Source organism: Mesorhizobium sp. M1B.F.Ca.ET.045.04.1.1 (genome assembly GCF_003952465.1).
GTDB classification, from domain to species: Bacteria; Pseudomonadota; Alphaproteobacteria; order Rhizobiales; family Rhizobiaceae; genus Mesorhizobium; species Mesorhizobium shonense.
This window is the reverse complement of sequence record NZ_CP034448.1, coordinates 831169-856016: the sequence shown is the minus strand read 5'-3', so window position 1 is coordinate 856016 and position 24848 is coordinate 831169. Positions and strand designations below refer to the sequence as shown.

Below are 24848 nucleotides of genomic sequence, written 5' to 3'. Positions count from 1 at the left end.
CCAGCGGGACAGCTCAGCGCGAAGCGAACCGCCGCTTTGCTGGACAATACTTCTGTTCGGTCAAAAAGCAAATGTTGGGGACCGAAACTGATTCTATTGCACTGCAAAATAGGTCCGCATTACTGACGTAATCTTCAAGGAAGAGTCGGTGCCACCCTTTTAGGCGACCCCACCTCGTTGTATCCTCCCCCCGGCTTGGGGAGACATCACATGCGCTCCACTCTGGACACCGTCGCCGCGATCGGCCTCGCCATCGGCGGCGCTTTTGGCTTGGCGGGCACTTTCGTTGCGAGCGACGCGCTGCGCGAGACGGTCTGGACCATCGACGGCGTGGCGATCGTCGTGGCGGCGGCGCTGCTGACGATGAAATACCAGCGGCTGGGCAATGACCTCGTCGCGGCCGGCTTCCTCACCTTCCTCGCCGGCGAAAGCCTGCTTCTGGCCGGCAACGCGGCGGGCCTGCAGGCCAGCGTTCCCTCCTATGTCGGCGGCATTTCGCTCTGGGCGGCCGGGCTCACCATGGTCAGCGCGCAAGCCACCTTCGCGCTCTGGATGCGGCTCACCGCTTTCGTGTCGGCCGCGCTCTTCGTCGTCTCGGCGGCGATGATCCTGTGGGGCGCGCCGCTGCTCCCCACCTCCTCGCCGCTGCCCGCCGCCGGCTATCCGTTCCTGGTCCTCACCTTCATCGGCTGGATCTGGACGCTGATGAAATCCGGGCGCTGAGCCGATGCCCGCCCCGCTCGAAATCCGCAACAGCGCTTCGGGAAAAATCTTTCCGGCGCTCGGCTCGTTCCTGATGGCGGCGATCTTCGGCTTCTATATGGTCAAGGGGCTGTCCATGGGCGCGCCGGGCGGCGGCGTGTTCATGGTGGCGCTGCTGACGCTCGGCTTTGCCGGGCTCGGGCTCTTCATCGCGCGCGGCGCCTTCGACACCAGGGTCCAGGTCGTCTTGGATCAGCGCGGTTTCCGCGATGCTCGCGCCGGCGACGTGCTGGTGCCGTGGCAGAAGGTTAGGAGCGTGTGGCTTGCCTCCGGCAGGGGCGCGGCGATGCTCAATTTCGAGCTTACCGAGGTGCCGCCCGACGAGATCCGATACGCCCCCGCCAACGCCTTCGGCCTGCTGCCCTTCGGCAAGACCACCGTGCATATGGAGGTCTCCTCGCTCGATGTCAGCGCCGAGGAGATGGTCGACGCGGTGAAGAAATTCGCGCCGCATGTGGAGGTGAGGAGGTAGGGCTCCCCCTTCTCCCCTTGTGGGAGAAGGTGGCCGCGAAGCGGCCGGATGAGGGGTGTTGGACGGAGTGAAGCGCTGGCGATCTTGCACGATGCGGCGCTGGTGGCGACCGTCGTCGCCAAGCTGGAGCACCCCTCATCCGTCTCGGCGCTGCGCGCCGATCCACCTTCTCCCACAGGGGGAGAAGGGGAGGTCGCGCCGTTTCCGTACCCGTGTTCTACTGCCCTCTGGAAACCCATGATGATTCGCGCTCTGCTCGCCGCCCTTCTCCTCACCACCCCGGCCTTCGCCGCCGACATGTCGGTCTTCGTGCGCAACCAGCGGCTGGACGGCGTGGCGCTGGAGCTATTCAGCCGCGACAGCGAGAAAGTCTGGCCGGGCGGCGACAAGGTCTTCCTCATCCGTCCGGGGGCGAAGAAGTCGGTGCCGATCTCCTGCGAGCCCGGCGAGCACATCTGCTGGGGCGCCTGGGTGAACGGCGATGATTCCATCACCGCCGGCGTCGGCCCCGACAACGACCGGCCCTGCGACACCTGCTGCTTCATCTGCACCGAGCACTCGACCGAGACGGTGGATCTGGCGGAGTAGCGGGGCCTCTTCCCCTTCTCCCCTTGTGGGAGAAGGTGGCCGCGAAGCGGCCGGATGAGGGGTGTTGGACGGAGTGAAGCGCTGGCGATCTTGCACGATGCGGCGCTGGTGGCGACCGTCGTCGCCAAGCTGGAACACCCCTCATCCGTCTCGGCGCTGCGCGCCGATCCACCTTCCCCCACAAGGGGGGAAGGGGAGGTCGCGTCGCTTCCCCACCCATGCTCTACTTCCTGGGAGACCTCACCATGATTCGCGCTCTGCTCGCCGCCCTTCTCCTCACCACCCCGGCCTTCGCAGCCGACATGTCGGTGTTCATCCGCAACCAGCGGCCGGACGGCGTGGCGCTGGAGCTATTCAGCCGCGACAGCGAAAAAGTCTGGCCGGGCGGCGACAAGGTCTTCCTCATCCGTCCGGGGGCGAAGAAGTCGGTGCCGATCTCCTGCGAGCCCGGCGAGCACATCTGCTGGGGCGCCTGGGTGAACGGCGACGATTCCATCACCGCCGGCGTCGGCCCCGACAACGACCACCCCTGCGACACCTGCTGCTTCATCTGCACCGACCATTCGACCGAGACGGTTGATCTGGCGGAGTAGCGGGGCCTCTTCCCCTTCTCCCCTTGTGGGGTGAGAAGCGCTCCGCGTCAGCGGACGAAAAGCCAATTGCTTGGCTTTTCGAGCTTCGAACGCCCTGAGCCTGCGAAGGGCCGGGTGGTGGCTCGGCGCGGAGCGCCGAGACGGATGAGGGGTGCGCGACGGAGCGCTGCGCTGGCTGTTGGAGCGATCACAAGGACCGGCTAGTCTTTCCCTATGCCGCATCAACCCGTAGCTCCAGCCAAACGAAACTTCGCGCGCACGATGCGCCGCGAAGCAACAGATGCGGAAAGCCGTTTATGGCAGGAACTGCGTGGCCGAAGGCTGGACGGGATAAAGTTTCGGCGGCAGGTGCCGATCGGCCGGTTCGTAGCGGATTTCGTGTGTGCCGAGGCTCGGCTGATCGTCGAAATTGATGGCAGCCAGCATGCGGAGTCCCGCCACGACCAAGAGCGCGATGCCGAATTGAAGGCCAGGGGCTTTCGCGTGCTCCGGTTCTGGAATGATGATGTCCTGAGAGATTTGAACGCCGTCTGCGACACGATCATCGCTTATGTGCGCGATGAAAGCTTGCAGCCTTGGCGGTGAGCCGGATCGGGCGTCTTTGCCAAGCTGGAACACCTCTCATCCGTCTCGGCGCTGCGCGCCGAGCCACCTTCTCCCACAGGGGGAGAAGGGGAGCTTGTGCTTGACGCCATCCGCACCACCACCCTAGCCTCGCCTTCAACCCCCAACAGGAGACCCCACCCATGGCAGGCACGGTCGAAGGCGAGAAGATCGACGTTTCCTTCAGCGGCAAGCGCTGCATCCATTCGCGCAACTGCGTGCTCGGCAACCCGCATGTCTTCGTGCCCAACGCCAAGGGCGAGTGGATCCATCCGGACGCGGCAAGCGTCGAGAAGGTGGTGGCGCTGGCGGAGAACTGCCCGTCGGGCGCGATCACCTACAGCAGAAAAGACGGCGGGCCGCAGGAAAAGCCGCCGGTGGTCAACACCGTGCGCGTGCGCGAAAACGGCCCGCTGGCGGTCCATGCCGAGATTGCGCTGGGCGACGAGACCTTCCATCGCGCCACGCTCTGCCGCTGCGGCCAGTCGCAGAACAAGCCCTTCTGCGACAACAGCCACATCAAGGCCGGCTTTTCCGCCACCGGCGAGCCGCCGCTGAAGGAAGCGCAGGTCCTCGAGGTGCGGGATGGCCCGCTCAACGTGACGCCCACCGTCAACGGCCCGCTGAAGCTCGAAGGCAATGCCGAGATCGTCACGGGCACCGGCCACACCATCGCCCGCACCACGAAGGTCTTCCTCTGCCGCTGCGGGCAGTCGGCCAACAAGCCGTTCTGCGATGGCAGCCATAAAAGGGTGGGGTTCGTGGCATGACAAGCGGTGCGCCGACGTTAGTTTAGGAGTAGCTACACAACCCATGGGAGGAAATCCACCATGCGTACCGTGCTCGTTCTTGCCTTGCTTGCCTTCGCCATGCCCGCCTTCGCCGCCAATCATGCGGTCCAGATCAAGGACATGAAATTCCATCCGGCCAAGATCAGTGTCGCCGTCGGCGACACCGTGACCTTCACCAACGCCGATTCCAAGACGCACACCGCCACGGCGGACGACGGTTCCTTCGATACCGGCCAGCTCGCCAAGGGCAAGAGAGCCAAGGTCAAAATATCGGCCGCCGGCGCGCACCCGTTCCATTGCGCGATCCACACCTCGATGACGGGCACTGTTACGGCGAAGTAGGAGAAGCCGACGGGGAGCTGCTAGTCTCCCGCCAAAGGTCGATCCGCAGGCAGAGAGGTTGGCGCGAGGCACCCCCCTCTGCCCTGCCGGGCATCTCCCCCTCAAGGGGGAGATTGGCAGCTCGGGCGCCGGCGCTGTTTCTGCAACGTTGGCGACTGGCGAAAGCGTCCGCGACATCTGATCTCCCCCTTGAGGGGGAGATGGCCGGCAGGCCAGAGGGGGGTGCTGTCCCGCCGACGTCTCAATAAATCCTCCATAGCGCCACGCTCCATCCTTGGCCCATCTCTCTCACCTTTATCCGTCAGCCCGTATCGGCTAAGGGCAGGGCACCAAACCTGTTGTCCGGACTTGCAGCCCAGAAATGATCGCCAAACCTCACCCTCTTTTCCTCGGCATCGATACCGGCGGCACCTATACCGATGCCGTGCTGTGGTCGGAGGAAGGAAATCCGAAAGGCAAGGTGCTGGCCAAGGCCAAGGCGCTGACCACCCGTCACGATCTCGCGGTCGGCATTTCCGGCGCGGTCGATGCGGTGCTGGAAAAGGCAGGCACCGATCCGGCCGCCATAAAACTGGTGTCGATGTCCACCACCTTGGCCACCAACGCGCTGGTCGAGGGCCAGGGCGGCCGCGTGGCGCTGGTCATGATCGGCTTTTCGGAGGCCGACCTGGCACGCGACGGGCTGAAGACGGCGCTCGGCACCGATCCGGTGGTGTTCTGCCCCGGCGGCCATGACGTGCACGGCAATGCCGCCAAGCTCGACCTTTCCGGCCTCGAGGCGGCGCTGCCGGAGCTTGGGCGGTCGGTGTCGGGCTTTGCCGTCTGCGCCTATTTCGCCACCCGCAATCCGGCGCATGAGCTCGCCGCCCGCGACCTGATCCGCGACAAGACCGGCCTTCCCGTCACCGCCAGCCATGAATTGTCCGCCAAGCTCGGCGGGCCGCGCCGCGCGCTGACCACGCTGCTCAACGCCCGGCTGATCTCGATGATCGACCGGCTGGTGGCGGCGACCGAAGGCTTTCTTGGTCATCGCGGCATCGCCGCGCCGCTGATGGTGGTGCGCGGCGACGGCGCGCTGGTGTCGGCGGGCCTCGGACCGTCGGCCCGGCCGCCAGCCTGGTCGGCGCCCGCCACATGACCGGGCTCGACGACGCCATGGTGTCGGACATCGGCGGCACCACGACGGACGTCGCCGTGCTGGACCAGGGTCGGCCGCGCCTCGATCCGGAAGGCGCCACCGTCGGCGGCTTCCGCACCATGGTGGAAGCCGTCGCCATGCGCACCTTCGGCCTCGGCGGCGATTCCGAAGTGGCGCTGGAAGACGGCGCGCTTGTGCCAAAGATCCTGCTCGGACCGCGCCGCCTGGTGCCGCTGGCGCTCGCCGGCATGGCGCATGGCGAGGCGGTCACCGCCGAGCTGGAACGGCAGCTGCGGGCGCCGAACCCCGGCCGCATGGACGGCCGCTTTGCCGTACGCACCGGCGTGCCGGACCGCCTCGCCGCCGGCCTTACCGGGCCGGAGGCAAAGCTCTACGAGGCGATCGGCGCGGTGCCGCTGGCGCTCGACCGGCTGCTCACCTCCAATGCCCAGAACGCCACGCTCAACCGGCTGGTCGCGCGCGGGCTCGTGCACAATTGCGGCTTCACGCCGTCGGATGCCGCCCACGTGCTCGGCAAGCAGTCGAATTGGGACCCCGCCGCCGCGCGCCTCGGCGCCGAGCTGTTTTCCCGCCGCCGCGACGGCCGCGGCCAGACGATCGCGGCGACGCCCGAAGCGATCGCCGAGCGCGTGCTCATCACGCTGACCCGCTGGTCGGCCGAATACATCCTCGAAACCGCTTTCGCCGAGGACGGGCTCGACGGCGCCGCGACCGTCGCGCATGCGCTGGTGCAGCGCGCTGTCGACGCCCATCCCGGCATCGCTCGGCTCACCGTCGCGCTCGACCGCCCGGTGATCGGCCTCGGCGCCTCGGCGCCGCTGCACTATGCCGGCCTGCCCCCGCTGGTCGGCAATGGCTGCATCGTGCCGGAGGATACCGATGTCGCCAACGCGCTGGGTGCCGTCGTCGGCCAGGTGCGCGTCTCGGCCGAAGCCCGCGTCAGCCAGCCGAAGGAAGGGCTGTTCCGCCTCGCCTCGGGCCAAACCGTGCGCGATTTCACCGACGAGGCGGCGGCGATCGCGGCGGCGCAAGCCGATGTCCGCGCGATCGTCGCCGAACGGGCCAAGGACGCCGGCACCGACAGCGCCGAGATCGGCGTTTCCACCGAGTTCAAGGTCTCGACCATCGAGGGACAGCGTATGTTCATCGAGGCGCATGTGGTGGCGGTGGCCTCGGGGCGGCCAAGGATTGCGGTGTGAAGGCGCCTTCCCTTCTCCCCTTGTGGGAGAAGGTGTCGCCGAAGGCGACGGATGAGGGGTGTTCCAGGGAAAGCCGACGTCTCACTCCGCTGGAACACCCCTCATCCGTCTCGGCGCTTGCGCGCCGATCCACCTTCTCCCACAAGGGGAGAAGGGAGGGCCCCGCCGCCCTACTTAACCCTAAGCCGAATTGACCCTTGAACCCCGGCGTGCCAAAGGCCCGGCAAAGCCTTATATCTGGAGACGTGCTGATGACCGACCGCATCGAGATCGCCGGGTTGCAAATCGCCCGGGAGCTCCATGACTTCGTGGCCGAGGAGGCCACGCCCGGCACCGGCATCGATCCGGAAAAATTCTGGAGCGGCTTTTCGGCAATCGTCCACGACCTCGCGCCGAAGAACCGCGCGCTGCTCGCCAAACGCGATGCCATGCAGGTAAAGCTCGACGACTGGTACCGCGCCAACGGCGCGCCGGTTGACATGGAGCCCTACAAGGAGTTCCTCAAGGAGATCGGCTACCTCGTGCCGGAAGGCCCGGCCTTCAGCGTCAGCACGGAACATGTCGATCCCGAGATCGCCGTCGTCGCCGGGCCGCAGCTCGTCGTGCCGGTGATGAATGCGCGCTATGCGCTCAATGCCGCCAACGCCCGCTGGGGCTCGCTCTACGATGCGCTCTACGGCACCGACGCCATCCCCGAGACGGGAGGCACCGAGAAGGGCAAGGGTTTCAACCCCACGCGCGGCGCCAAGGTCATCGCCTGGGCCAGGGATTTCCTCGACCAGTCCGCGCCGCTCACCACCGGCAAATGGGCCGGCGTCAACGGGCTCTCGGTGGCGAACGGCGCGCTTAAAGCGGGCGAGGGCGCCGGCGCCACCACGCTCGCCGATCCCAGGCAGTTCATCGGCTATCGCGGCGATGCGGCCACGCCGGAAGCCGTGCTGCTGGTCAAGAACGGCCTGCATATCGAGATCGTCATCGACCGCGCCAACCCGATCGGCAAGACCGATCCGGCCGGCATCGCCGACGTTCTCCTCGAAGCGGCGCTGACCACCATCCAGGACTGCGAGGATTCGGTCGCCGCGGTGGACGCCGAGGACAAGGTCGTCGTCTACCGCAACTGGCTCGGCCTGATGAAGGGCGACCTGGCGGAAGAGATCACCAAGGCCGGCAAGACTTTTGTCCGCAAGCTCAATCTGGACCGTACCTACACCTCGCGCGGCGGCGGCACGCTCACGCTGCCCGGCCGCTCGCTGATGCTGGTGAGGAATGTCGGCCACCTGATGACCAACCCCGCGATAACCGACCGCGACGGCAACGAAGTGCCGGAAGGCATCATGGATGCGGCGCTCACCGCGCTGATCGCGCTGCACGATGTCGGCGAAAACGGCCGCCGCGCCAATTCCCGCGCCGGCTCGATGTATGTGGTGAAGCCCAAGATGCACGGGCCGGAAGAGGTCGCCTTCGCCGTCGAGATCTTCGACCGCGTCGAGGCCCTGCTCGGCATGCCCAAAAACACCATCAAGATGGGCATCATGGATGAGGAGCGGCGCACCACCGTCAACCTCAAGGAGGCGATCCGCGCCGCGAGAGAGCGCGTGGTGTTCATCAACACCGGCTTCCTCGACCGCACCGGCGACGAGATCCACACCTCGATGGAAGCCGGCCCGATGATCCGCAAGGGCGACATGAAGCAGGCCGCCTGGATCTCCGCCTACGAAGCCTGGAACGTCGACATAGGGCTCGAATGCGGGCTCGCCGGCCATGCCCAGATCGGCAAGGGCATGTGGGCGATGCCCGATTTGATGGCGGCGATGCTGGCTGAGAAGATCGCGCATCCCAAGGCCGGCGCCAACACCGCCTGGGTGCCGTCGCCGACGGCCGCGACGCTGCACGCCACCCACTATCACAAGGTCGACGTCAACGCCGTGCAGGCGGCGCTGAAGAGCCGGCCGAAGGCCAGGCTCGACGACATTCTGTCGGTGCCGGTGGCGGTGCGGCCGAACTGGACGCCGGACGAGATCCAGCGCGAGCTCGACAACAATGCGCAGGGCATCCTCGGCTATGTCGTGCGCTGGATCGACCAGGGCGTCGGCTGCTCGAAAGTGCCCGACATCAACGATGTCGGCCTGATGGAGGACCGCGCCACGCTGCGCATCTCCTCGCAGCACATCGCCAACTGGCTGCGCCACAAGGTGTGCTCGGAGATCCAGGTCAGGGACTCGCTGCAGCGCATGGCGGCGATCGTCGACCGCCAGAATGTCGGCGACCCGCTCTACCGCCCGATGGCGCCGGATTTCGACAAGTCGATCGCCTTCCAGGCCGCCTGCGACCTGGTGTTCAAGGGCACGAGCCAGCCCAACGGCTACACCGAGCCGGTGCTGCATGCGCGGCGGCTGGAGCTGAAGGCGAAGGACCGGTAGCCGCGGCGTTCACCTTTCCGTTGAGGGGAGGGTGGCCGCGAAGCGGGTTCACCGGTGAGAGACTCGACTTTTTCAGGCTTGTTTCGAAGGCGCCTGGTTGGGGTGGGAGTCGGCGCCGCGCAGGACCCCACGCGGCCGCTTCGCGGCCACCCTCTGCGACAAGCCGCATGACCAGCCATCATGGTCGCCCCTTTTTGCAGAACTTGACGCACACAACCGCGTGCCGCGCAGCCTGGGAGGCTTTCGGCCAGCGCCGGGCTGGCGAGCTAGCGAGCGCCGATCACACAAAAGAGATGCCGAGGTGAGCGGCAACCAGCCTTGAACGCCTTGACGATTCGTAATCTACCTACTAGTTGGAAGGCTTGTCAAACGAGAGATCCATCATGTCTGTACAAATGAACGATCAAAGCCGCGCCCCGCAATCAAATACCTGGCTCAAGAGCTACTATTATCTGCGGTTCGCCGTATCGGCGGCTTGGGTTGCTGTGGCTTTCACCATCGCGAAAAACAATCCACCGCTCGCCGCTGTCACGCTGATCGCCTACCCCGTGTGGGACGCGCTCGCGAACTATGTCGACGCGCAGCGCAGCGGCGGGCTCGGCCGCAATAAGTCGCAGCTGCTCAACGTCGTCGTCAGCATCGTCGCCACGATTGCTGTCGCCATCGCGCTTGGCCGCAGCATGAATGCGGTGCTCTCGGTCTATGGTGTCTGGGCCGTTGTCTCCGGCGCTTTTCAGCTGCTGACCGCGGTGCGTCGCTGGAAAATCAACGGCGCCCAGTGGGCGATGATCCTGAGCGGCGCCCAATCGGCGCTGGCCGGCCTCTTCTTCGTAAAGATGGCGACGGGTACGGAGGCTATTGGCATCGCCAACGTTGCGCCCTATGCCGCTTTCGGCGCCTTCTACTTCCTCGTGTCCGCCGTGTGGCTGTCGGTCGGCGGTGCCCTTCGCAAGTCGCCGCGGGCCGTGAGTTGAGGTTTTCTCCGCTGGACGTTAGGCATGTCTATGAACAAGCCCTCGAACACTGCCGATGACATCCTGGCCGCCGCGCGACGCTTCATCGTCGCCGGCGGCTACAACGGGTTCAGCTACGCCGATATCGCCGAGGTGATCGGCATCCGCAAAGCCAGCATCCACCACCATTTCCCCAGCAAGGTCGATCTGGTGCAGACCCTGGTCAGGCGCTACCTCGAGGATGCCGTCACGGGCATGGCGGAGCTTGAGCGCAATGTGCCTGAGTCGCCTGAGTTGCTTCGAACCTACGCCGGCTTCTGGGCTCGCTGCATTGAGGATGCGAGCCGGCCGTTCTGCGTCTGCGCCTTGCTCGCCAGCGAACTTCCGGCCCTTCCGCCCGAGGTTGCCGTGGAGGTCCGGGCGTATTTTCAATTTCTCTCGGGTTGGCTGACCGGTGTCATCGAGCGGGGCGTCGGGAAAGGCGCATTGACAATTTCCGCAACGCCGCGTGTCGAGGCGGAGGCCTTCATGGCGACCGTTCACGGAGCGATGCTTTCCGCGCGAGCCTATGGCGATACCGCGGCTTTCGCCACGATCATGGCGCCGACGTTGCAGAAGCTGATCCCTGGGATCCAATGAAGAGGAAAGCAAGAGCAAGCGGAGCCGCGTGAAGAAGCGGACCCGGTCCCCGCGCGGTTTCTTGTGACTACGCCGCCTGCGCCATGCGTTCCGCGCTCATCCGGTAGGAGATCGCTTCGGCGAGATGGATGCGGCCGACTGTTTCGCTGGCGTCGAGGTCGGCCAGCGTGCGCGCCACTTTCAAAACGCGATGATAGGCCCGCGCCGAAAAGGCGAGTTTTTCGCTGGCGTCCTTGAGCAGCGTCAGACCGGCGGCGTCGGGCTTGGCGATCTCCTCGACGACCGAAGGCGGGCAATGCGCGTTGGTGGTGGCGGAGGCGCCCAGCTTTTCCAGCCGCTCACGCTGGATGGCGCGGGCGCGGGCGACACGCTGCGCGACCGCGGCGCTCGTCTCGGCCTTGTCCGGCCGGATCAGGTCGCTCGCCGAGACCGCCGGCACTTCGATCCTGAGGTCGATGCGGTCGAGCAGCGGGCCGGAGATGCGCGCCTGGTATTCGGTGCGGCAGCGGTCGCCGCGCAGGCAGCGATAGCCGGGCTCGCCCGACATGCCGCAGCGGCACGGGTTCATCGCCGCCACCAGCTGGATGCGCGCCGGATAGGTGACACGATGGTTGGCGCGCGCGATCACGCAGTCGCCGGTCTCCAGCGGCTGGCGCAGCGCATCCAGCGTCTGCGGCGTGAATTCCGGCAACTCGTCGAGGAAGAGCACGCCGTGATGGGCAAGCGACACTTCGCCCGGCCGCACGCGCAAGCCGCCGCCCACCATCGCCGCCATCGAGGCCGAATGATGCGGGGCGCGGAACGGCCGCCGGTCGGTGAGCTTGCCTTCGCCGAGTTCGCCGGCAACGGAAGCGATCATCGAGACTTCCAGCAGCTCCTTCGGCGCCAGCGGCGGCAGGATCGAGGGCAGCCTTTGCGCCAGCATCGACTTGCCCGATCCGGGCGGTCCGACCATCAGCAGATTGTGCCCGCCGGCCGCCGCCACTTCGAGCGCCCGCTTGGCGCTTTCCTGGCCTTTGATGTCGGCGAGGTCCGGCAGGTCGCGCGCTGCAAGCTGGATGCCGGCCTCGGGGCGCGACAGCACCTGCGTTCCGCGAAAGTGGTTGGCGACGGCGATCAGGCTGCGCGGCGCCAGAATGTCGAAATCCTTGCCGGCCCAGGCCGCCTCCGGCCCGCAGGCAAACGGGCAGATCAGGCCCTTGCCCTCGGCATTGGCGCCGATCGCCGCCGGTAGCGCTCCGGCCACCGCCGCTATGGTGCCGTCGAGCGACAGTTCGCCGAGCACGACATAGCCGGCCAGCATGTCGCCCGGAATGGCGCCAAGTGCGGCCATCAGCCCAAGCGCGATCGGCAGGTCGTAGTGGCTGCCTTCCTTGGGCAGATCCGCCGGCGCCAGATTGACGGTGACTTTCTTCGACGGCATCGACAGGCCAGATGCATGAAGCGCGGCCTGCACGCGTTCGCGGCTTTCGGCCACCGCCTTGTCCGGCAGGCCGACGATCTGCATGCCGACCTTGCCCGGCGCGATCATCACCTGGACATCGACCGGCACCGCCTCGATGCCCTGGAAAGCCACCGTGCGAACTCGCGCCACCATGTTTCTCAAGCCCCCGGATGCCGGCCCACCCGCGGATTTGCGATCAGCCCGCGAGCAAGGTCAGGCCAGACAACCATAGATTTCGGATTTAGGCAAGAACATTACGGGAACAGACGCACGCCGTTTGGCGACGATCTTGGACCGCGATGATCACAGTGCCCCTGACGCGGTCAAGCAATCGGTGCCGCGCCGCGCCGCTCGAGCGCGGTCTTGCGGATGATTTCCGCGATCTCCGGGCTGCTGCTGCACAGCATCTGGAAATCCGCCGAGTGCAGCGACAGGAGTGAGACCGCCGTTGCGGCGCTGACGGTCGCCATACGCGGTTCGCCGCTGATCAGCGCCATCTCGCCGAAGAAGGCGCCGGGGGGCATTCGCTGAGACAGGAGTAGAGGTCTCGTTAGGGTGGGTGAGCGGACCTTCCATCGATCTGCTCTGTTTCCACACTGGTTGCTGGTTGACATACACGCGCTTTATGACTGCTGTTTAAAGCTCTGGTCGGGCCCGTTGCCCGAGCGGCTGGTTGTGCGGGAGGGACTCTATGGCCCAGCAGGAGCAGTGGCAGCTGGAAGGCAGCGCCGCGGAACTCTACGAGCGTTACTTGGTCCCGGCAATTACCGCCCTGTGGGCCGCCGACCTAGTGGATCGTGCTGCGCCTCAATCTGGTAAGCGGGTTCTGGACCTCGCCTGCGGCACCGGCGTGGTGGCACGCGTCGCGGCCGAGCGTATGGGAGGGGGGCAGGTCGTCGGCCTCGACATCAATACGGGCATGCTTGCCGTTGCTCGATCGCTCCCGACAGGCGCTGGACCGCGTATTGACTGGTGCGAGGGAAGCGCGCTCGAAATGCCGTTCACTGACTCCACCTTCGACCTGGTTCTTTGCCAGCTCGGACTGCAGTTTTTCCCGGACCGATCGGGTGCGCTACGTGAAATGTTCCGGGTGCTGGTGCCTAACGGCCGACTGGCCTTAAGCGTTTTCAGCGCTATTGACCACACTCCTGCGGCGAAGGCTCTGGCAGAAGCCTTGGACCGACATCTCGGTCCAGGCGCTTCGGCAACCAAACGGTCCGAGCATTCACTCGCCGATGCTGACGAGCTTTACCGACTGGTGGCTGGCGCGGGCTTTCGCCATGTGACCGTCCACACGATTACCCAGAACATCCGTTTCCCCTCGCCAAAGGAATACGTGCGACTACAGCTAGCAGCAACTCCCCAGGCTGGACTGGTGAGCGGAATGGATGCCGGACATCGCGACGCAGTAATCACAGCGATCACGGGTGATCTAAGTTCCTCGCTGGCAATCTATTCAAGTGGAGGGGAGTTGACGTTCCCCCAAGAGGCTCACGTCCTGGTCGCTCGCAGATAGCAGCTGTCGTTGCGGCGTGAGCATCGCTAGGACGCTCGGTTCCTCCCGACGGTCAGGATCCATCGATCGCACGCGATGCAATCGCTAAGCTGCGGGCGGCAAATCCCCGCGTCTCGATCGCCGTCATGAAGGCAAGCCACCCGCTGCGCCACAGTCCGCGACTGTTCGACATGTTTGTGGAAGGGTGGCGGCTGGCTGGCTTGCCCGAGGAATGAGCGGTTGCTCGGCTACGCCAAAGTGCCCCGCCCTTGAGGCGCGCAACCGGGCATCGAGCTTGGATCGACCATCCAAATGGCAGCTTTCCGTCCTGCTGACGTCCGGTCGAACTCGTTGTAGTCTATGACCGGTTCGGGTCAGGAGCGCTGGTTGCGCTCGACGTCGGGTTTCGGGAAGGAGAAACGGCCCAGGAAGGGCAGCAATGGGTGGGGGGAAAGGTGCCGTTGGCTCATCTGCCAGAACGAGCAGGTCACGCCAGCTCCCGACATTGCCGGCCAGCCTCGCAAGTGTCGTGATACGATCCGTTGACGACCCTAGTCGCCGCAGACTTCAGCGTCAAAAAACAAGCTTCGGAAGCTGACCTGCAGAACAACAATTCGGGAGTGCTACCGAGTGAAATTCATTCGCCACATTGGCTCCGGCCACATCGAAGCCGCCCAAGTTTCAAGACGTTGAGCACCGTTAGAACGCGCATCTGAAAGATCCTGTCGGTCTCGCCGCTGTGGTCGTCCAATGGCACGGATGAGACGACTACTGTTTGCCGCGGCGCCCGAGACGGCTCGCGATATGCGTGCGCCGCAGATGCTTTTTCCGTGCTATGATGGGCTTGCAATCTTGACCTTGGCAATATGGCAGAGGCCGAACGCTGTTTGCTCTGGCGCGGGAGTTTGCGCCCAGCACGGGTCCAACCCGAAATGTAGTGTTGCTGCCTTTTGCCGACTGAGCTTGGGCGAGGAGTTTGTCCATGTCCATGTGTAGTGTTGACCACCCACTGCAGCCGGGCGACCCAGCGCCCAATATAGTGCTCGATGCTATCTCGCGCGAAGGCAAGATTGCGCTCAATGATTTTCGAGGCCGTAACCCGTTGTTGATCGGTTTGTTTCGCGGTCTGCACTGTCCGTTCTGCCGCCGTCACATCGCGGCCATGGCGCAACTCAATCCGGCTCTGCGTGAGAAAGGCGTCGAATGCCTGGCAGTGGTCAATACGCCGGTCGAACGGGCACGGCTCTATTTCCGCTACCACCCGATGCCCCACCTTTTCGCCGCGTCCGACCCGGAGCGGGCCTCGCATCGTGCTTTCGGCTTGCGCGAGGTCGGGATGGACACGGTCACGGCGATACGGATTGACCTTCCGGGCGAGTTGCCGGAACCTATGGACGTGATGGCAATGACCGAGTTACTCAACAAGAAGGAAGGATATGAGATTACAGAAGCCGATCAGCAGATGATGGCTTCCGGCCAGGGGCAGCTTGTCGGTCAGTTCCTAATCGACCGGGAGGGCATCGTGCGCTGGAGCTTCACTGAAGTTCTGGAGGTTGGTCTCCAAACGTTCAGGGCGCCGAAACCCGAGGAACTGATATCTGTAGCGTCCCAAGTCGCACATCAATAGGCTGCCGAAAATTCGCTCGACGACCGCGCCCTGTAACGATTCTATGGGTTTGAGGCCATGATCAAGGTGCTCAAGCGCGGCGGCCCGGGTCTGCCCGTAAGCTTCGTAGCGATTCCATTGAACGGGCGGACGCTAGAGTGAGCCAGCCTCAGCGCATAGGCCAAGCGACGTCCCTCCGCAATCACGTGGCTTCCGACAGGCGCGCAGTACGGCGATTTTCCACCCGTTCAAGGCCTTCCGGCAGCGTGCTTGCAACGGCTGGATAGGGTCACTGTTACGCCTTGAGGCAGCACCCGGCGACGACCAGAGACGATGTGGGTTTCGGGCGGAAATTAATGTAGCAAACCATCAGCAGATTGTGCCCGTCGGCCGCCGCCGCTTCGAGTTTACGATCAGCCCGCGAGCAAGGTCAGGCCAGACAACCATAGATTTCGGATTTAGGCAAGAACATTACGGGAACAGACGCGCGCCGTCCGGCGACGATCTTGGACCGCGATGATCACAGTGCCCTTGACGCGGTCAAGCAATCGGTGCCGCGCCGCGCCGCTCGAGCGCGGTCTTGCGGATGATTTCCGCGATCTCCGGGCTGCTGCTGCACAGCATCTGGAAATCCGCCGAGTGCAGCGACAGGAGTGAGACCGCCGTTGCGGCGCTGACGGTTGCCATACGCGGTTCGCCGCTGATCAGCGCCATCTCGCCGAAGAAGGCGCCGGGGCCAAGCTCCACCGGGTTCGGCGTCGCGACGCTGACGCGCCCCTCCACGACGAAGAACATCTGGTCACCGGGCTCGCCAATGCGGCAGATCACGGCGCCCGCCGGCACCATGCGGGGTCTTAACGCGCGCACGATCTCGACCAGCACGGCCGGGCCGAGCTTCTGAAACAACGGCACGGCGGCGACCAATTGCCAATTGCGGACGAAATCCCCGCGCCGGACTTCTTGATAGAAGCCGGTGGCAAGAATGCCGGCCCAGAGCGCGAAGATGCCGATGCCGCTCATCATGACCGCCCCGGCAAGGACGCGGCCGGCGAAGCTCTGCGGAATCGCGTCGCCATAGCCTGTGGTGGACAGCGTGACCACCGCCCACCACATTGCCTGAGGGATGCTGCCGAACTTTTCCGGTTGGATGTCGCGCTCGATGACATAGCCCGCGAGCGCGACAGCGAACAGAACGACGCCGAAGAGCGTGGTGACGCCGATCAGGTTGCGCGCTTCGTTGGCCAGCACCCTGCCCAGCACCGGGAAGAAGGTCGAGTCGCGCAGCGGTTTCAGCAGCCAGACAGCACAGTAGAGGCTCCAGTCGGGCGTGCGGACGAGCAGAAATGCCGCGAGTGGAACCAAGACCGCGAGCACATCGATGGCGATTGCCGGCGTCCTGTGCCGTACGCCTCCCGCCCGCCGCTTGAGCAGCGTCGCGACCATTTGCAGGAGATAGGCGCCCCAAATGACAGCGAGCAGGGCAACAAGAGCCAGCCTGCTTGGTCCGGACATGTCCGGTATCGTGAGCGCAGCCACCGCCAGAAGCCCAGGCGCGGCCAGCACCGCGTTGGGCGGCGCGTAGATTCTCAGGAAAGGCAATACCGACATTCTATGCCCACGAGCGGCTACCACGCTCCAAAATAGAATGCCTTCAAGGCAAGCGCAAAGGTGCTTGCTTTTCGCTGCGAAATGGCCGGAATGTGTGAAGCCGGTCGTCAAGTCTGCATCGAGGTGATGAGCGCCAGGCTGTACGCCAAGCCGGCTTAGAGCAACTCCAGCACGAAGCTGGTTTCTGCCGGGAATTGCGCTAACAAGGAGATAGAGCCAGGCGCAAAGCCTGCTATCGCCTTTTGCCCTCCACGCAATCCCAGAACAGGGCAGCAATATCGGCCCCGCCAAACCGCTGCACTTCGCGGATACCGGTCGGCGAGGTCACGTTGATCTCGGTCATCCAGTCGCCGATCACGTCGATGCCGACCAGGATGAAGCCGCGTTCCCTCAGCGACGGCCCGATGCGGGCGCAGATCTCGCGCTCGCGCTCGGTCAGCTCGGTCTTTTCGGCGCGGCCGCCGACATGCATGTTGGAGCGCGAATCATGCTCGGCCGGCACGCGATTGATGGCGCCAACAGGTTCGCCGTCGATCAGGATGATGCGCTTGTCGCCCTTGCGTACGTCCTTGAGATAGCGCTGCACGATATAGGGCTCGCGGAACAGTTGGCCGAACATTTCGAGCAGCGAGGCCAGATTCCGGTCGGCTTCGTGCAGATGGAAGATGCCGGCGCCGCCGTTGCCGTAGAGCGGCTTGACGATGATGTCGCCGAATTGCTTGCGGAAGGCGGCCACCTCCTGGGGATCCTTGGTGATCAGCGTTTCCGGCATCAGGTCGGGAAATTCGGTGACGAAGATCTTTTCCGGGCTGTTGCGCACCCAGGCCGGGTCGTTGATCACCAGCGTCTTCGGATGGATGCGCTCCAGGATGTGCGTGGTGGTGATGTAGTTCATGTCGAAGGGCGGATCCTGTCGCAGCAGGATAACGTCCATCTCGGACAGGTCGGTGCGCACGGGATCGCCCAACGAATAATGGTTGCCCTTCTCGTCGCGGACTTTCATCTCCTCGATGCGGGCAAACACCTTGCTGCCCAGCATCGACAGCCGGTCCGGCGTGTAATGGAAGAGCTGATGGCCGCGCCGCTGCGCTTCCAGTGACAGCGCGAAGCTCGTGTCACCGGCGATCGACACGGTCGAGACATGGTCCATCTGGACGGCGATCTTCAGCGGCATTTTCATCTCCGGCAAACCCTGCCGCCGATATAAGGAACTCGAAGGCTTCTGCCAATCGGTCCATCTCCGAAGAGCATCGCGTCAACGCCGTCCCGCGGTCATTTCGAGACAAGGCAATGTTGCGCGTCATCGTTTTCTTAAGCCTTGCTGTGCAAGAATGCGCATCGAGTGCCAGGCCGGACTGTGCCGGCCGGGTCTTTGACGGAACCACGGGCATGAATGCTTTCACCGCCGTCCGCGCCGCCGAGGAGCTCGAGCTCACCGTCCTCATGCCGTGCCTCAACGAGGCCGAGACGCTGGCCATTTGCATCGGCAAGGCCAGGTCCTTCCTCGATAGGGCGGGCATCTCCGGCGAGGTCTTGATCGCGGACAATGGCAGTTCCGACGGATCGCAGCGGATTGCGTCCGAGAACGGCGCCCGTGTCGTGCCGGTGGCGAGCAAGGGCTATGGCGCGGCACTTCTCGGCGGCATCGCCGCAGCCAGGGGCCGCTACATCATCATGGGCGATGCCGACGACAGCTACGACTTCGGCGCGCTCGAAGCCTTCGTCTCGCGCCTGCGTGGCGGCGCCGACCTGGTGATGGGCAACCGGTTCAAGGGCGGCATCGAGCCCGGCGCCATGCCGCCCCTGCACCGCCATCTCGGCAATCCGATGCTGAGCTTCATCGGCCGCCTGTTCTTCCGCATCAAGACCGGCGACTTCCATTGCGGCCTGCGCGGCTTCAATGCCGACCGCATCAGGAAGCTCGACCTGCAGACGAGCGGCATGGAATTCGCCAGCGAGATGGTGGTGCGCAGCGCGCTTGCCGGCCTGCGCATCGAGGAAGTTCCGACCACGCTCAAGCCCGACGGCCGCAGCCGTCCGCCGCATCTGCGCACCTGGCGCGACGGCTGGCGCCATCTGAAGTTCCTGCTGGTGCACAATCCCCGCTGGATGTTCTTCATCCCCGGCACGGCGTTGCTCGGCTTTGGCGCGCTGCTGGTAACGCTGTTGATGCTAGGCCCGCTGCAGGTGGTCGATAACCTGTCGCTCGACATCAACACATTCGTCGCCGCCTGCTTCATGGTGGTGGTGGGCATCCAGCTCATCACCTTCGGCGCGATATCGCGCTATTACGCCGAGATAACCGGCATCCTGCCACGCAACCGGCGATCGGATTGGCTGACCAGGACCCTCAGCACCGACCGTCTCGCCGGCAATGCCGGTATCTGCTTTGCCGGCGGCGCCCTGTTCTTCGGCTACGCCGTATGGCGCTGGGCGAGCCTCGGATTCGGTCCCCTGGAGGATCCCGAGATTCCGCGCGTTGTCGTGCTAGGGCTGAGCCTGATCGTCATCTCGCTGCAGGCGTTCTTTTCCGCCTTTCTGCTCGGCGTCCTGGAAATACCGGTGAAGCGGCTGCAAGCCGCATCGGCTGGTCCTGCCGATGGCGTCAGGGTGCGCCAGGACGCATGAACGGCGCATTGGCTCCCTTTCTCCAGACGCGCCTTTTCCGCTTCCTCACCGTCGGCTTCGGCGCTGCATTGCTGCTATTCGTGTTGTCGTGGCTGCTGGTCTCGATGGGCCTTTCGCCTTTCACCGGCAGTGTCGTCGCCTATGCGATCAGCTTCGTCGTCGCCTATTCGGCGCAGCACGGCTGGACCTTCGGCGGCAAGCACGACCATGCGACGGCGATGCCGCGCTATCTCGCGCTCCAGGTCGGATGCGCCGTCTTTTCGGGCCTTGTGTCGCATGTGGCGGCGACGCGTTTCGCCATGCCGCCGCTCTCCATGTCGGCACTGACGACGGTTGCCGCAAGCGCGGCAAGCTACGTCCTCTCGTCGCTATGGGTGTTTCCGGCACGCGATTGATTTCGGCCGGCGGCTTGAAGCTTTGCTGAACCGGGCGGGCGCTGGCCTCGCTCCCGGTCGCCGAGGGCAACGGCAGCCTCTCCATCTCTATCGCGTCAGGCAAGCCGGCTAAGCGTTGCAACGGCGATCGAAAAATCGATTTTCCGATACCTTTCCTAAACGCTTTGCTGCCAGTCTGAAGATAAATACCGCCATCACGACAGGGACATGATGCAAACGACGTTTGGCACCGGCCAGCCAGGCAGGGAAAGCACGGATCTGGCCTTCACCGATCCGCTGACCGGACTTGGCAACCATCGTCGCTTCTTCGACAAGGTCGATCGCCTGATCGGCGACCGCGCCGACGATCCCGCGCCCTTCACCGTCGGCATCCTCGACCTCGACGGCTTCAAGCCGATCAACGACCTGTTCGGCCACAAGGCCGGCGACGACATCCTGATCCAGGTGGCGATGCGCCTGCGCGCCTCGATGGACGGCCATTCCACCGTCTGCCGCATCGGCGCCGACGAGTTCGCCTTCCTTTATCCGATGGTGTTCAGCGAGGAGCAGGCGGCCGAGAAGTCGCGCATGCTGATCGAGATCCTGTCGGCGCCCTATGACGTCGGCGAGCGCACCGCGAGATTGTCGGCCTCTGTCGGCTGCTCGCTGTTTTATTCCGGCGACGAGACCACCGAGATACTGATCAACAAGGCCGAGACCGCGCTTTACCATGCCAAGCGTTCGGGCCGCGGCCGCGTCGTCGTCTACACCCGCGAGATGGAGGAGGCGGCCAAGCGCGTCACCCGCATCGAGCAGGCGCTGCGCCGCGCCGTCTCGGCCGGCGAGGTCGAGCCGCATTTCCAGCCCATCGTCGATCTCAACACTCGCCGCACCATCGGCTTCGAGACGCTTGCCCGCTGGACCGACCGCGATCTCGGCATGGTGCCGCCGAGCGTCTTCATTCCCATCGCCGAGGAGCGCGGCATCATCGGCCCGCTGTCGCAGCTTGTGCTGCGCAAGGCCACCGAGGCGGCCCGCAGCTGGCCGAAGGACCTGTTCCTGTCCTTCAACCTGTCGCCGTCGCAGCTGGTCGACCAGAACACCGGACTGCATATCCTGGCGATCCTCGAGCGCACCGGCTTCGATCCGCGCCGACTGGAGATCGAGATCACCGAAACCGGCCTGATGACCGATCCGGCTTCGGCCGAGAAGATCGTCGAAGATCTGCGCCGTGTCGGCATCCGCGTCTCGCTCGACGATTTCGGCACCGGCCAGTCCTCGCTCGGGCGCCTGCGCGAATTTCATTTCGACAAGCTGAAGATCGACCGCGCCTTCGTCTCTTCCATTCTCGACGACCGGCCGTCGGAGCACATCATCCGCGCCATCCTCGCCATGTGCGAAGGGCTCGGCATGGATGTGGTGGCCGAAGGCATCGAGGAAGAGGCGCAGGCCGACCGTCTCGTCCAGTTCGGCTGCGCCGGCGGGCAGGGCTATTTGTTCGGCAAGCCGGTCGATGCCGACGCCACGCTCGGCTATCTGCGCGATTCCTATCGCGGCGCGCTGTACGCCAAGGCGATCTGACTAATTCGCGGCGCGTACCCGCATATGGCAGCGCCGGCCCCTCACCCAGCCTCCGCTTCGCTCGGCTGACCTCTCCCCGAGGGGAGAGGAGATTGCCGGCGTCAGCGCCAGTCTCTTCTCCCCAACGGGGAGAACGTGGCCGCAAAGCGGCCGGATGAGGGGACGGGCGCTGCCATACGCGATTGTCCTGCCCTCAAGGGGACCTCATTTGTCGGACATAAGCCCGAAAAACGCCTTTTCGCCCTTGCTACCGGGGCCGGCGTGGCTAGGATGCGCGCCGGCCAAAGGGAGAGAGAAATCATGATGCCATCGGCGCGTTTCGCCGACCTGGACGGCGCCTCGGTGCTGATCACCGGCGGCGGCTCCGGCATCGGCGCGGCGCTGACTGAAGGCTTCATGCGGCAAGGCGCCAGGGTCGCCTTCATCGACATCGCCGATAAGCCCAGCACGGCGCTCGCCGACCGCCTCGAAAAAGAGCTTGGCCGGCGCCCGCTCTACCTCAAGACCGATTTGCGCGACGTCGAGGCGCTGCGCGTCGCGGTGGCCAAGGCGGCAAAGGCGCATGGCGACGTCACGGCGCTCGTCAACAACGCTGCCCTCGACGACCGCCACGAGGTCAAGGACGTCACGGTCGAGTTCTGGGACAACAACCTTGCCATCAACCTGCGGCCGCATTTCTTCACCGCCCAGGCGGTGGCGCCGGGCATGAAGCGCGCCGGCGGCGGCTCGATCATCAACTTCACCTCGACCTCCTATCTCATCAACCATCCGGACATGCCGGCCTACACCGCCGCCAAGGCCGGCATACTCGGTCTCACCAAGGGCCTTGCCGGCAAGCTCGGCGCCGACGGCATCCGCGTCAACGCGGTCGCGCCCGGCTGGGTGATCACCGAGCGGCAGCGGGAGCTTTGGGTCACCGACGAGACGCTTGCCGCCCATGTCGCCAAGCAATGCATCAGACAAGTCATGCAGCCGGACGACATCGTCGGCACCGTGCTGTTCCTGGCCTCGGACGCCTCGCGCATGCTGACGGCGCAGATGCTGATCGTCGACGGAGGCGTGCTGTGAGCGGCGCGCCCGCGGTCGCCGCCATCGACTGGGGCACGACCAGGCTGAGGGCCTGGTTGCTCGACGGCGCCGGCCAGGTGCTTGCCGAGCGGCGCGGCGACGACGGGCTGATCACCGCGCGCGAAAAAGGTTTTGCCAAGGTGCTGGAAGGCCACCTCGCGTCCATGGGCGCGCCCGAGACGCTACCGGTCATCATCTGCGGCATGGCAGGTTCCCGACAAGGCTGGATCGAGGCGCCCTATGTCTCCGTGCCGGCGCCGATCGGCGCCATCCTTGCCGGCGCCGCCCGCATCGAGGGCTCGAGCCGCGACATCCGCATCGTTCCGGGCCTCGCCCAGCGCCTGGCCGACGCGCCGGATGTCATGCGCGGCGAGGAAACGCAACTCGCCGGCGCCGGTTTGCCGGCAAAGGGCCGTCATCTCGTCTGCATGCCGGGCACGCATTCGAAATGGGTCGCGGTCGAGGACGGCGCGGTCGCCGGCTTCGGCACCTGGCCGACCGGCGAGTTGTTTTCGGTGCTCGCCGCGCATTCGATCCTGAAACATTCGCTGGGCGAGCATCCGGCTTCGGTCGCCGCGGACAGCGCGTTCTTCCGCCAGTGGTGCGAGCGGGCGCTTAGCGAGGGCGGCGACGTCACCTCGAAACTGTTCGCGATCCGCGCCGCCGGGCTGCTCCAGGATCTGAAATCGGAAGATGCCGCGGCCTGCCTGTCCGGGCTCTTGATCGGCGGCGAGATCGCTTCGGCCAGGCGCCGCTATGGCGCAAGCGAAGCGCCGGTGGTGCTGATCGCCTCCGGCGCGCTGGCCGCGCTTTATGCTGCCGCTCTCGGCTTCGCCGGCCTTGCCTTTCGCATCGTCGACGCCGATGAAGCGGTGCGCGCCGGCCTTGTCGAGGCCGCGCGCGAGAACGGCATGATCGGAGGTGACGCGTGACGCAGACAGCGACCTTTCCCAAACTGAAACGCGGCCTCGTCGCCATCCTGCGCGGGCTGAAGCCTACCGAAGCGGTGGCGATCGGCCAGGCGATCTTCGACGCCGGCATCGAGGCGATCGAAGTGCCGCTTAATTCACCGCAGCCTTTCGCCTCCATCGCCAGCATTGTGGAAGCGCTTCCCGAAACCGGGCTGGTCGGCGCCGGCACGGTTCTGACAGCGGCCGATGTCGACGAATTGCACAAGGCCGGCGGCCGGCTGCTGGTCAGCCCCAACATCGATGTCGAGGTCATGGGTCGCGCCATGCATCACGGCATGGTGACGATGCCCGGCGTGTTCACCCCGACCGAGGCCTTCCAGGCGATAAAGCTTGGCGCCTCGGCGCTGAAATTCTTTCCGGCGAGCGTGCTCGGCGCTGCCGGTATTTCGGCGATCCGCGCGGTGCTGCCGGCCACGACATTGATCGGCGCCGTCGGCGGCGTTTCCGACAAGGATTTTGCCGGCTACAAGGCGGCCGGCGTCAGTGTGTTCGGTCTGGGATCAAGTCTCTACAAGCCGGGCGCCAGCGTCGAGGACGTGGCGAGGCGCGCCCGCGCCGCGGTCGCCGCCTGGGATGAGGCTTTCGGAGGAGCATGATGGATAGCGTTTCGATCTTCAGCGACCATATCTGCGAGCTCGGCGAGGGCCCAAGCTACGACCCCGGCACCGATGCCCTGTTCTGGTTCGACATTGTCAACGGCAGGCTCCTGGAAAAGCCGCTCGCCGGCGCGCTGAAGGTGCACGACCTCGGCCTGATGGCCAGCGCCATCGCAATCATCGACGATGCCCGCCAGCTCATCGCCACCGAAAAAGGCCTCTATGTCCGCGATGTTGCGACCGGCAAGCTGGCGCTGCACACGCCGATCGAGGCCGACAATCCTCTGACCCGCTCCAACGATTCCCGTGTCCATCCCTGCGGCGCCTTCTGGACCGGAACGATGGGCAAGGACGAAGGGAAGGGCGCCGGCGCGATCTACTGGTTCTTCAAGGGCGAGCTTCGCCGGCTGTTTGCCGACATCACCGTCTCCAACTCGATCTGCTTTTCCGAGGACGGGGCGATCGCCTATTACACCGACACCGCGACCGGGCTTTTGATGCGCGTTGCCTGCGATCCGGCGACCGGTCTGCCCGTTGGCGAACCAAAAGTGTTCGTCGACCACCGCTCGTCCAAGGGCTATGTCGACGGCTCGGTCGTCGACCGCGACGGCGTGCTGTGGAACGCGGTCTGGGGCGGCAAGGCGGTGAAGGCCTATTCGCCGGACGGCACGCTGCTGCGCGAAATCGCGATGCCGGTGACGCAGCCGTCCTGCCCCGCCTTTGTCGGCCGGAAAGCCGACCGCATCGCGGTGACGTCGGCCTGGAAGGGCAAGGACGAGAAGCAGCGCGCGCTGGACCCTCAAGCTGGCATGACCTTCCTGCTCGACTTGTCCGTCAAGGGGCGCTTGGACCCGCGCGTGCTGATCGCCTGAGCGGCTTGCGGATTATCGCCTGGCACGGTCGGTTTCCCGCAAGCCGATTGCAATGGCCATGCGATGGTAGCGCCTGATTTCGCT

Annotated in this window: 22 protein-coding genes and 2 pseudogenes; 20 read left to right on the top strand and 4 right to left on the bottom strand. The window is 65.2% G+C overall.

Annotation, left to right across the window (positions count from 1 at the left end; all coding sequences use genetic code 11):
* The first annotated feature begins 210 nt into the window (after positions 1 to 210).
* From EJ071_RS38350 to EJ071_RS04030, 11 genes and pseudogenes are all read left to right on the top strand, one after another.
* Complete coding sequence (locus EJ071_RS38350) at positions 211 to 723, top strand: hypothetical protein (protein WP_189521413.1); 513 nt, start codon at positions 211 to 213, stop codon at positions 721 to 723.
* 4 nt (positions 724 to 727) lie between these two features.
* Positions 728 to 1234, top strand: a complete 507-nt coding sequence (locus tag EJ071_RS04080) for a hypothetical protein (RefSeq protein WP_126096930.1) — start codon at positions 728 to 730, stop codon at positions 1232 to 1234.
* Positions 1235 to 1471: 237 nt separating this feature from the next.
* A complete protein-coding gene (locus tag EJ071_RS04075) occupies positions 1472 to 1822 on the top strand; it encodes a hypothetical protein (RefSeq protein WP_245460164.1) in 351 nt (116 codons plus the stop codon).
* Between the two features lie 245 nt (positions 1823 to 2067).
* On the top strand, positions 2068 to 2415 hold the full coding sequence (locus EJ071_RS04070) for a hypothetical protein (RefSeq protein ID WP_126096929.1): 348 nt from the start codon (positions 2068 to 2070) through the stop codon (positions 2413 to 2415).
* 213 nt (positions 2416 to 2628) lie between these two features.
* Entirely contained in the window at positions 2629 to 3000 is a 372-nt protein-coding gene (locus EJ071_RS04065; RefSeq protein WP_126096928.1) for a DUF559 domain-containing protein, read from the top strand.
* Positions 3001 to 3161: 161 nt separating this feature from the next.
* Positions 3162 to 3788 (top strand): CDGSH iron-sulfur domain-containing protein, encoded by a 627-nt coding sequence (locus EJ071_RS04060; protein WP_126096927.1) that lies wholly within the window; start codon positions 3162 to 3164, stop codon positions 3786 to 3788.
* A gap of 60 nt (positions 3789 to 3848) precedes the next feature.
* Complete coding sequence (locus EJ071_RS04055; protein WP_126096926.1) at positions 3849 to 4151, top strand: cupredoxin family copper-binding protein; 303 nt, start codon at positions 3849 to 3851, stop codon at positions 4149 to 4151.
* Between the two features lie 361 nt (positions 4152 to 4512).
* A pseudogene (locus tag EJ071_RS04045) lies at positions 4513 to 6509 on the top strand (hydantoinase/oxoprolinase family protein).
* Between the two features lie 251 nt (positions 6510 to 6760).
* Positions 6761 to 8929: a malate synthase G gene (locus EJ071_RS04040; protein WP_126096925.1), complete on the top strand. Its 2169-nt coding sequence runs from the start codon at positions 6761 to 6763 to the stop codon at positions 8927 to 8929.
* Between the two features lie 383 nt (positions 8930 to 9312).
* Positions 9313 to 9903, top strand: a complete 591-nt coding sequence (locus tag EJ071_RS04035) for a DUF308 domain-containing protein (protein ID WP_126102473.1) — start codon at positions 9313 to 9315, stop codon at positions 9901 to 9903.
* Positions 9904 to 9933: 30 nt separating this feature from the next.
* Positions 9934 to 10521: a TetR/AcrR family transcriptional regulator gene (locus tag EJ071_RS04030; RefSeq protein WP_126096924.1), complete on the top strand. Its 588-nt coding sequence runs from the start codon at positions 9934 to 9936 to the stop codon at positions 10519 to 10521.
* Positions 10522 to 10588: 67 nt separating this feature from the next.
* Here the strand turns inward: EJ071_RS04030 and EJ071_RS04025 are convergent, their stop codons facing one another.
* Positions 10589 to 12118: a YifB family Mg chelatase-like AAA ATPase gene (locus tag EJ071_RS04025; RefSeq protein WP_126096923.1), complete on the bottom strand. Its 1530-nt coding sequence runs from the start codon at positions 12116 to 12118 to the stop codon at positions 10589 to 10591.
* Positions 12119 to 12288: 170 nt separating this feature from the next.
* A pseudogene (locus EJ071_RS04020) lies at positions 12289 to 12483 on the bottom strand (cyclic nucleotide-binding domain-containing protein); the annotation flags it as partial.
* A 173-nt stretch (positions 12484 to 12656) separates the two neighbouring features.
* Here EJ071_RS04020 and EJ071_RS04015 point away from each other — a divergent pair.
* Positions 12657 to 13481 carry a methyltransferase domain-containing protein gene (locus tag EJ071_RS04015; RefSeq protein ID WP_126096922.1) on the top strand — a complete coding sequence of 275 codons (825 nt, stop codon included), beginning with the start codon at positions 12657 to 12659 and terminating at the stop codon, positions 13479 to 13481.
* A gap of 961 nt (positions 13482 to 14442) precedes the next feature.
* The gene (locus EJ071_RS04010; RefSeq protein WP_126096921.1) at positions 14443 to 15087 is read left to right on the top strand and encodes a peroxiredoxin-like family protein; all 645 of its coding nucleotides are present in this window, start codon (positions 14443 to 14445) and stop codon (positions 15085 to 15087) included.
* Positions 15088 to 15606: 519 nt separating this feature from the next.
* On the opposite strand, the gene EJ071_RS04005 is transcribed toward EJ071_RS04010, so the two are convergent.
* Both EJ071_RS04005 and gshB read right to left on the bottom strand, forming a co-directional pair.
* Positions 15607 to 16674 carry a cyclic nucleotide-gated potassium channel gene (locus tag EJ071_RS04005; RefSeq protein ID WP_126096920.1) on the bottom strand — a complete coding sequence of 356 codons (1068 nt, stop codon included), beginning with the start codon at positions 16672 to 16674 and terminating at the stop codon, positions 15607 to 15609.
* A gap of 232 nt (positions 16675 to 16906) precedes the next feature.
* Complete coding sequence (gene gshB / locus EJ071_RS04000) at positions 16907 to 17848, bottom strand: glutathione synthase (RefSeq protein WP_126096919.1); 942 nt, start codon at positions 17846 to 17848, stop codon at positions 16907 to 16909.
* Between the two features lie 215 nt (positions 17849 to 18063).
* On the opposite strand from gshB, the gene EJ071_RS03995 reads away from it, so the two are divergent.
* From EJ071_RS03995 to EJ071_RS03965, 7 genes are all read left to right on the top strand, one after another.
* The gene (locus tag EJ071_RS03995; RefSeq protein ID WP_126096918.1) at positions 18064 to 19302 is read left to right on the top strand and encodes a glycosyltransferase family 2 protein; all 1239 of its coding nucleotides are present in this window, start codon (positions 18064 to 18066) and stop codon (positions 19300 to 19302) included.
* The gene (locus tag EJ071_RS03990) at positions 19299 to 19697 is read left to right on the top strand and encodes a GtrA family protein (protein ID WP_126096917.1); all 399 of its coding nucleotides are present in this window, start codon (positions 19299 to 19301) and stop codon (positions 19695 to 19697) included. The genes EJ071_RS03995 and EJ071_RS03990 overlap by 4 nt, the downstream gene beginning before the upstream one ends.
* Positions 19698 to 19907: 210 nt before the next feature.
* Positions 19908 to 21257, top strand: a complete 1350-nt coding sequence (locus EJ071_RS03985; protein WP_126102472.1) for an EAL domain-containing protein — start codon at positions 19908 to 19910, stop codon at positions 21255 to 21257.
* Positions 21258 to 21557: 300 nt separating this feature from the next.
* Positions 21558 to 22325 carry an SDR family oxidoreductase gene (locus EJ071_RS03980; RefSeq protein WP_126096916.1) on the top strand — a complete coding sequence of 256 codons (768 nt, stop codon included), beginning with the start codon at positions 21558 to 21560 and terminating at the stop codon, positions 22323 to 22325.
* Positions 22322 to 23257 carry a 2-dehydro-3-deoxygalactonokinase gene (locus EJ071_RS03975; protein WP_245460163.1) on the top strand — a complete coding sequence of 312 codons (936 nt, stop codon included), beginning with the start codon at positions 22322 to 22324 and terminating at the stop codon, positions 23255 to 23257. The genes EJ071_RS03980 and EJ071_RS03975 overlap by 4 nt, the downstream gene beginning before the upstream one ends.
* Entirely contained in the window at positions 23254 to 23892 is a 639-nt protein-coding gene (locus EJ071_RS03970) for a 2-dehydro-3-deoxy-6-phosphogalactonate aldolase (protein WP_126096914.1), read from the top strand. The genes EJ071_RS03975 and EJ071_RS03970 overlap by 4 nt, the downstream gene beginning before the upstream one ends.
* Positions 23889 to 24764, top strand: coding sequence for an SMP-30/gluconolactonase/LRE family protein (locus EJ071_RS03965; RefSeq protein ID WP_126096913.1), 876 nt, complete (start codon positions 23889 to 23891; stop codon positions 24762 to 24764). Before EJ071_RS03970 ends, EJ071_RS03965 begins: the two co-directional genes overlap by 4 nt.
* Positions 24765 to 24848: the final 84 nt, after the last annotated feature.

Coding starts and splice junctions, on each gene's coding strand:
- EJ071_RS04075 (WP_245460164.1), top strand. CDS start 1,472: ATGATGATTCGCGCTCTGCTCGCCGCCCTTCTCCTCACCACCCCGGCC.
- EJ071_RS03965 (WP_126096913.1), top strand. CDS start 23,889: ATGATGGATAGCGTTTCGATCTTCAGCGACCATATCTGCGAGCTCGGC.
- EJ071_RS03995 (WP_126096918.1), top strand. CDS start 18,064: ATGAATGCTTTCACCGCCGTCCGCGCCGCCGAGGAGCTCGAGCTCACC.
- EJ071_RS04035 (WP_126102473.1), top strand. CDS start 9,313: ATGTCTGTACAAATGAACGATCAAAGCCGCGCCCCGCAATCAAATACC.
- EJ071_RS04010 (WP_126096921.1), top strand. CDS start 14,443: ATGTCCATGTGTAGTGTTGACCACCCACTGCAGCCGGGCGACCCAGCG.
- EJ071_RS04070 (WP_126096929.1), top strand. CDS start 2,068: ATGATTCGCGCTCTGCTCGCCGCCCTTCTCCTCACCACCCCGGCCTTC.
- EJ071_RS04055 (WP_126096926.1), top strand. CDS start 3,849: ATGCGTACCGTGCTCGTTCTTGCCTTGCTTGCCTTCGCCATGCCCGCC.
- EJ071_RS04030 (WP_126096924.1), top strand. CDS start 9,934: ATGAACAAGCCCTCGAACACTGCCGATGACATCCTGGCCGCCGCGCGA.
- EJ071_RS03980 (WP_126096916.1), top strand. CDS start 21,558: ATGATGCCATCGGCGCGTTTCGCCGACCTGGACGGCGCCTCGGTGCTG.
- EJ071_RS03985 (WP_126102472.1), top strand. CDS start 19,908: ATGCAAACGACGTTTGGCACCGGCCAGCCAGGCAGGGAAAGCACGGAT.
- EJ071_RS04060 (WP_126096927.1), top strand. CDS start 3,162: ATGGCAGGCACGGTCGAAGGCGAGAAGATCGACGTTTCCTTCAGCGGC.
- EJ071_RS04005 (WP_126096920.1), bottom strand. CDS start 16,674: ATGTCGGTATTGCCTTTCCTGAGAATCTACGCGCCGCCCAACGCGGTG.
- gshB (WP_126096919.1), bottom strand. CDS start 17,848: ATGCCGCTGAAGATCGCCGTCCAGATGGACCATGTCTCGACCGTGTCG.
- EJ071_RS04080 (WP_126096930.1), top strand. CDS start 728: ATGCCCGCCCCGCTCGAAATCCGCAACAGCGCTTCGGGAAAAATCTTT.
- EJ071_RS04040 (WP_126096925.1), top strand. CDS start 6,761: ATGACCGACCGCATCGAGATCGCCGGGTTGCAAATCGCCCGGGAGCTC.
- EJ071_RS38350 (WP_189521413.1), top strand. CDS start 211: ATGCGCTCCACTCTGGACACCGTCGCCGCGATCGGCCTCGCCATCGGC.
- EJ071_RS03990 (WP_126096917.1), top strand. CDS start 19,299: ATGAACGGCGCATTGGCTCCCTTTCTCCAGACGCGCCTTTTCCGCTTC.
- EJ071_RS04015 (WP_126096922.1), top strand. CDS start 12,657: ATGGCCCAGCAGGAGCAGTGGCAGCTGGAAGGCAGCGCCGCGGAACTC.
- EJ071_RS04065 (WP_126096928.1), top strand. CDS start 2,629: ATGCCGCATCAACCCGTAGCTCCAGCCAAACGAAACTTCGCGCGCACG.
- EJ071_RS04025 (WP_126096923.1), bottom strand. CDS start 12,118: ATGGTGGCGCGAGTTCGCACGGTGGCTTTCCAGGGCATCGAGGCGGTG.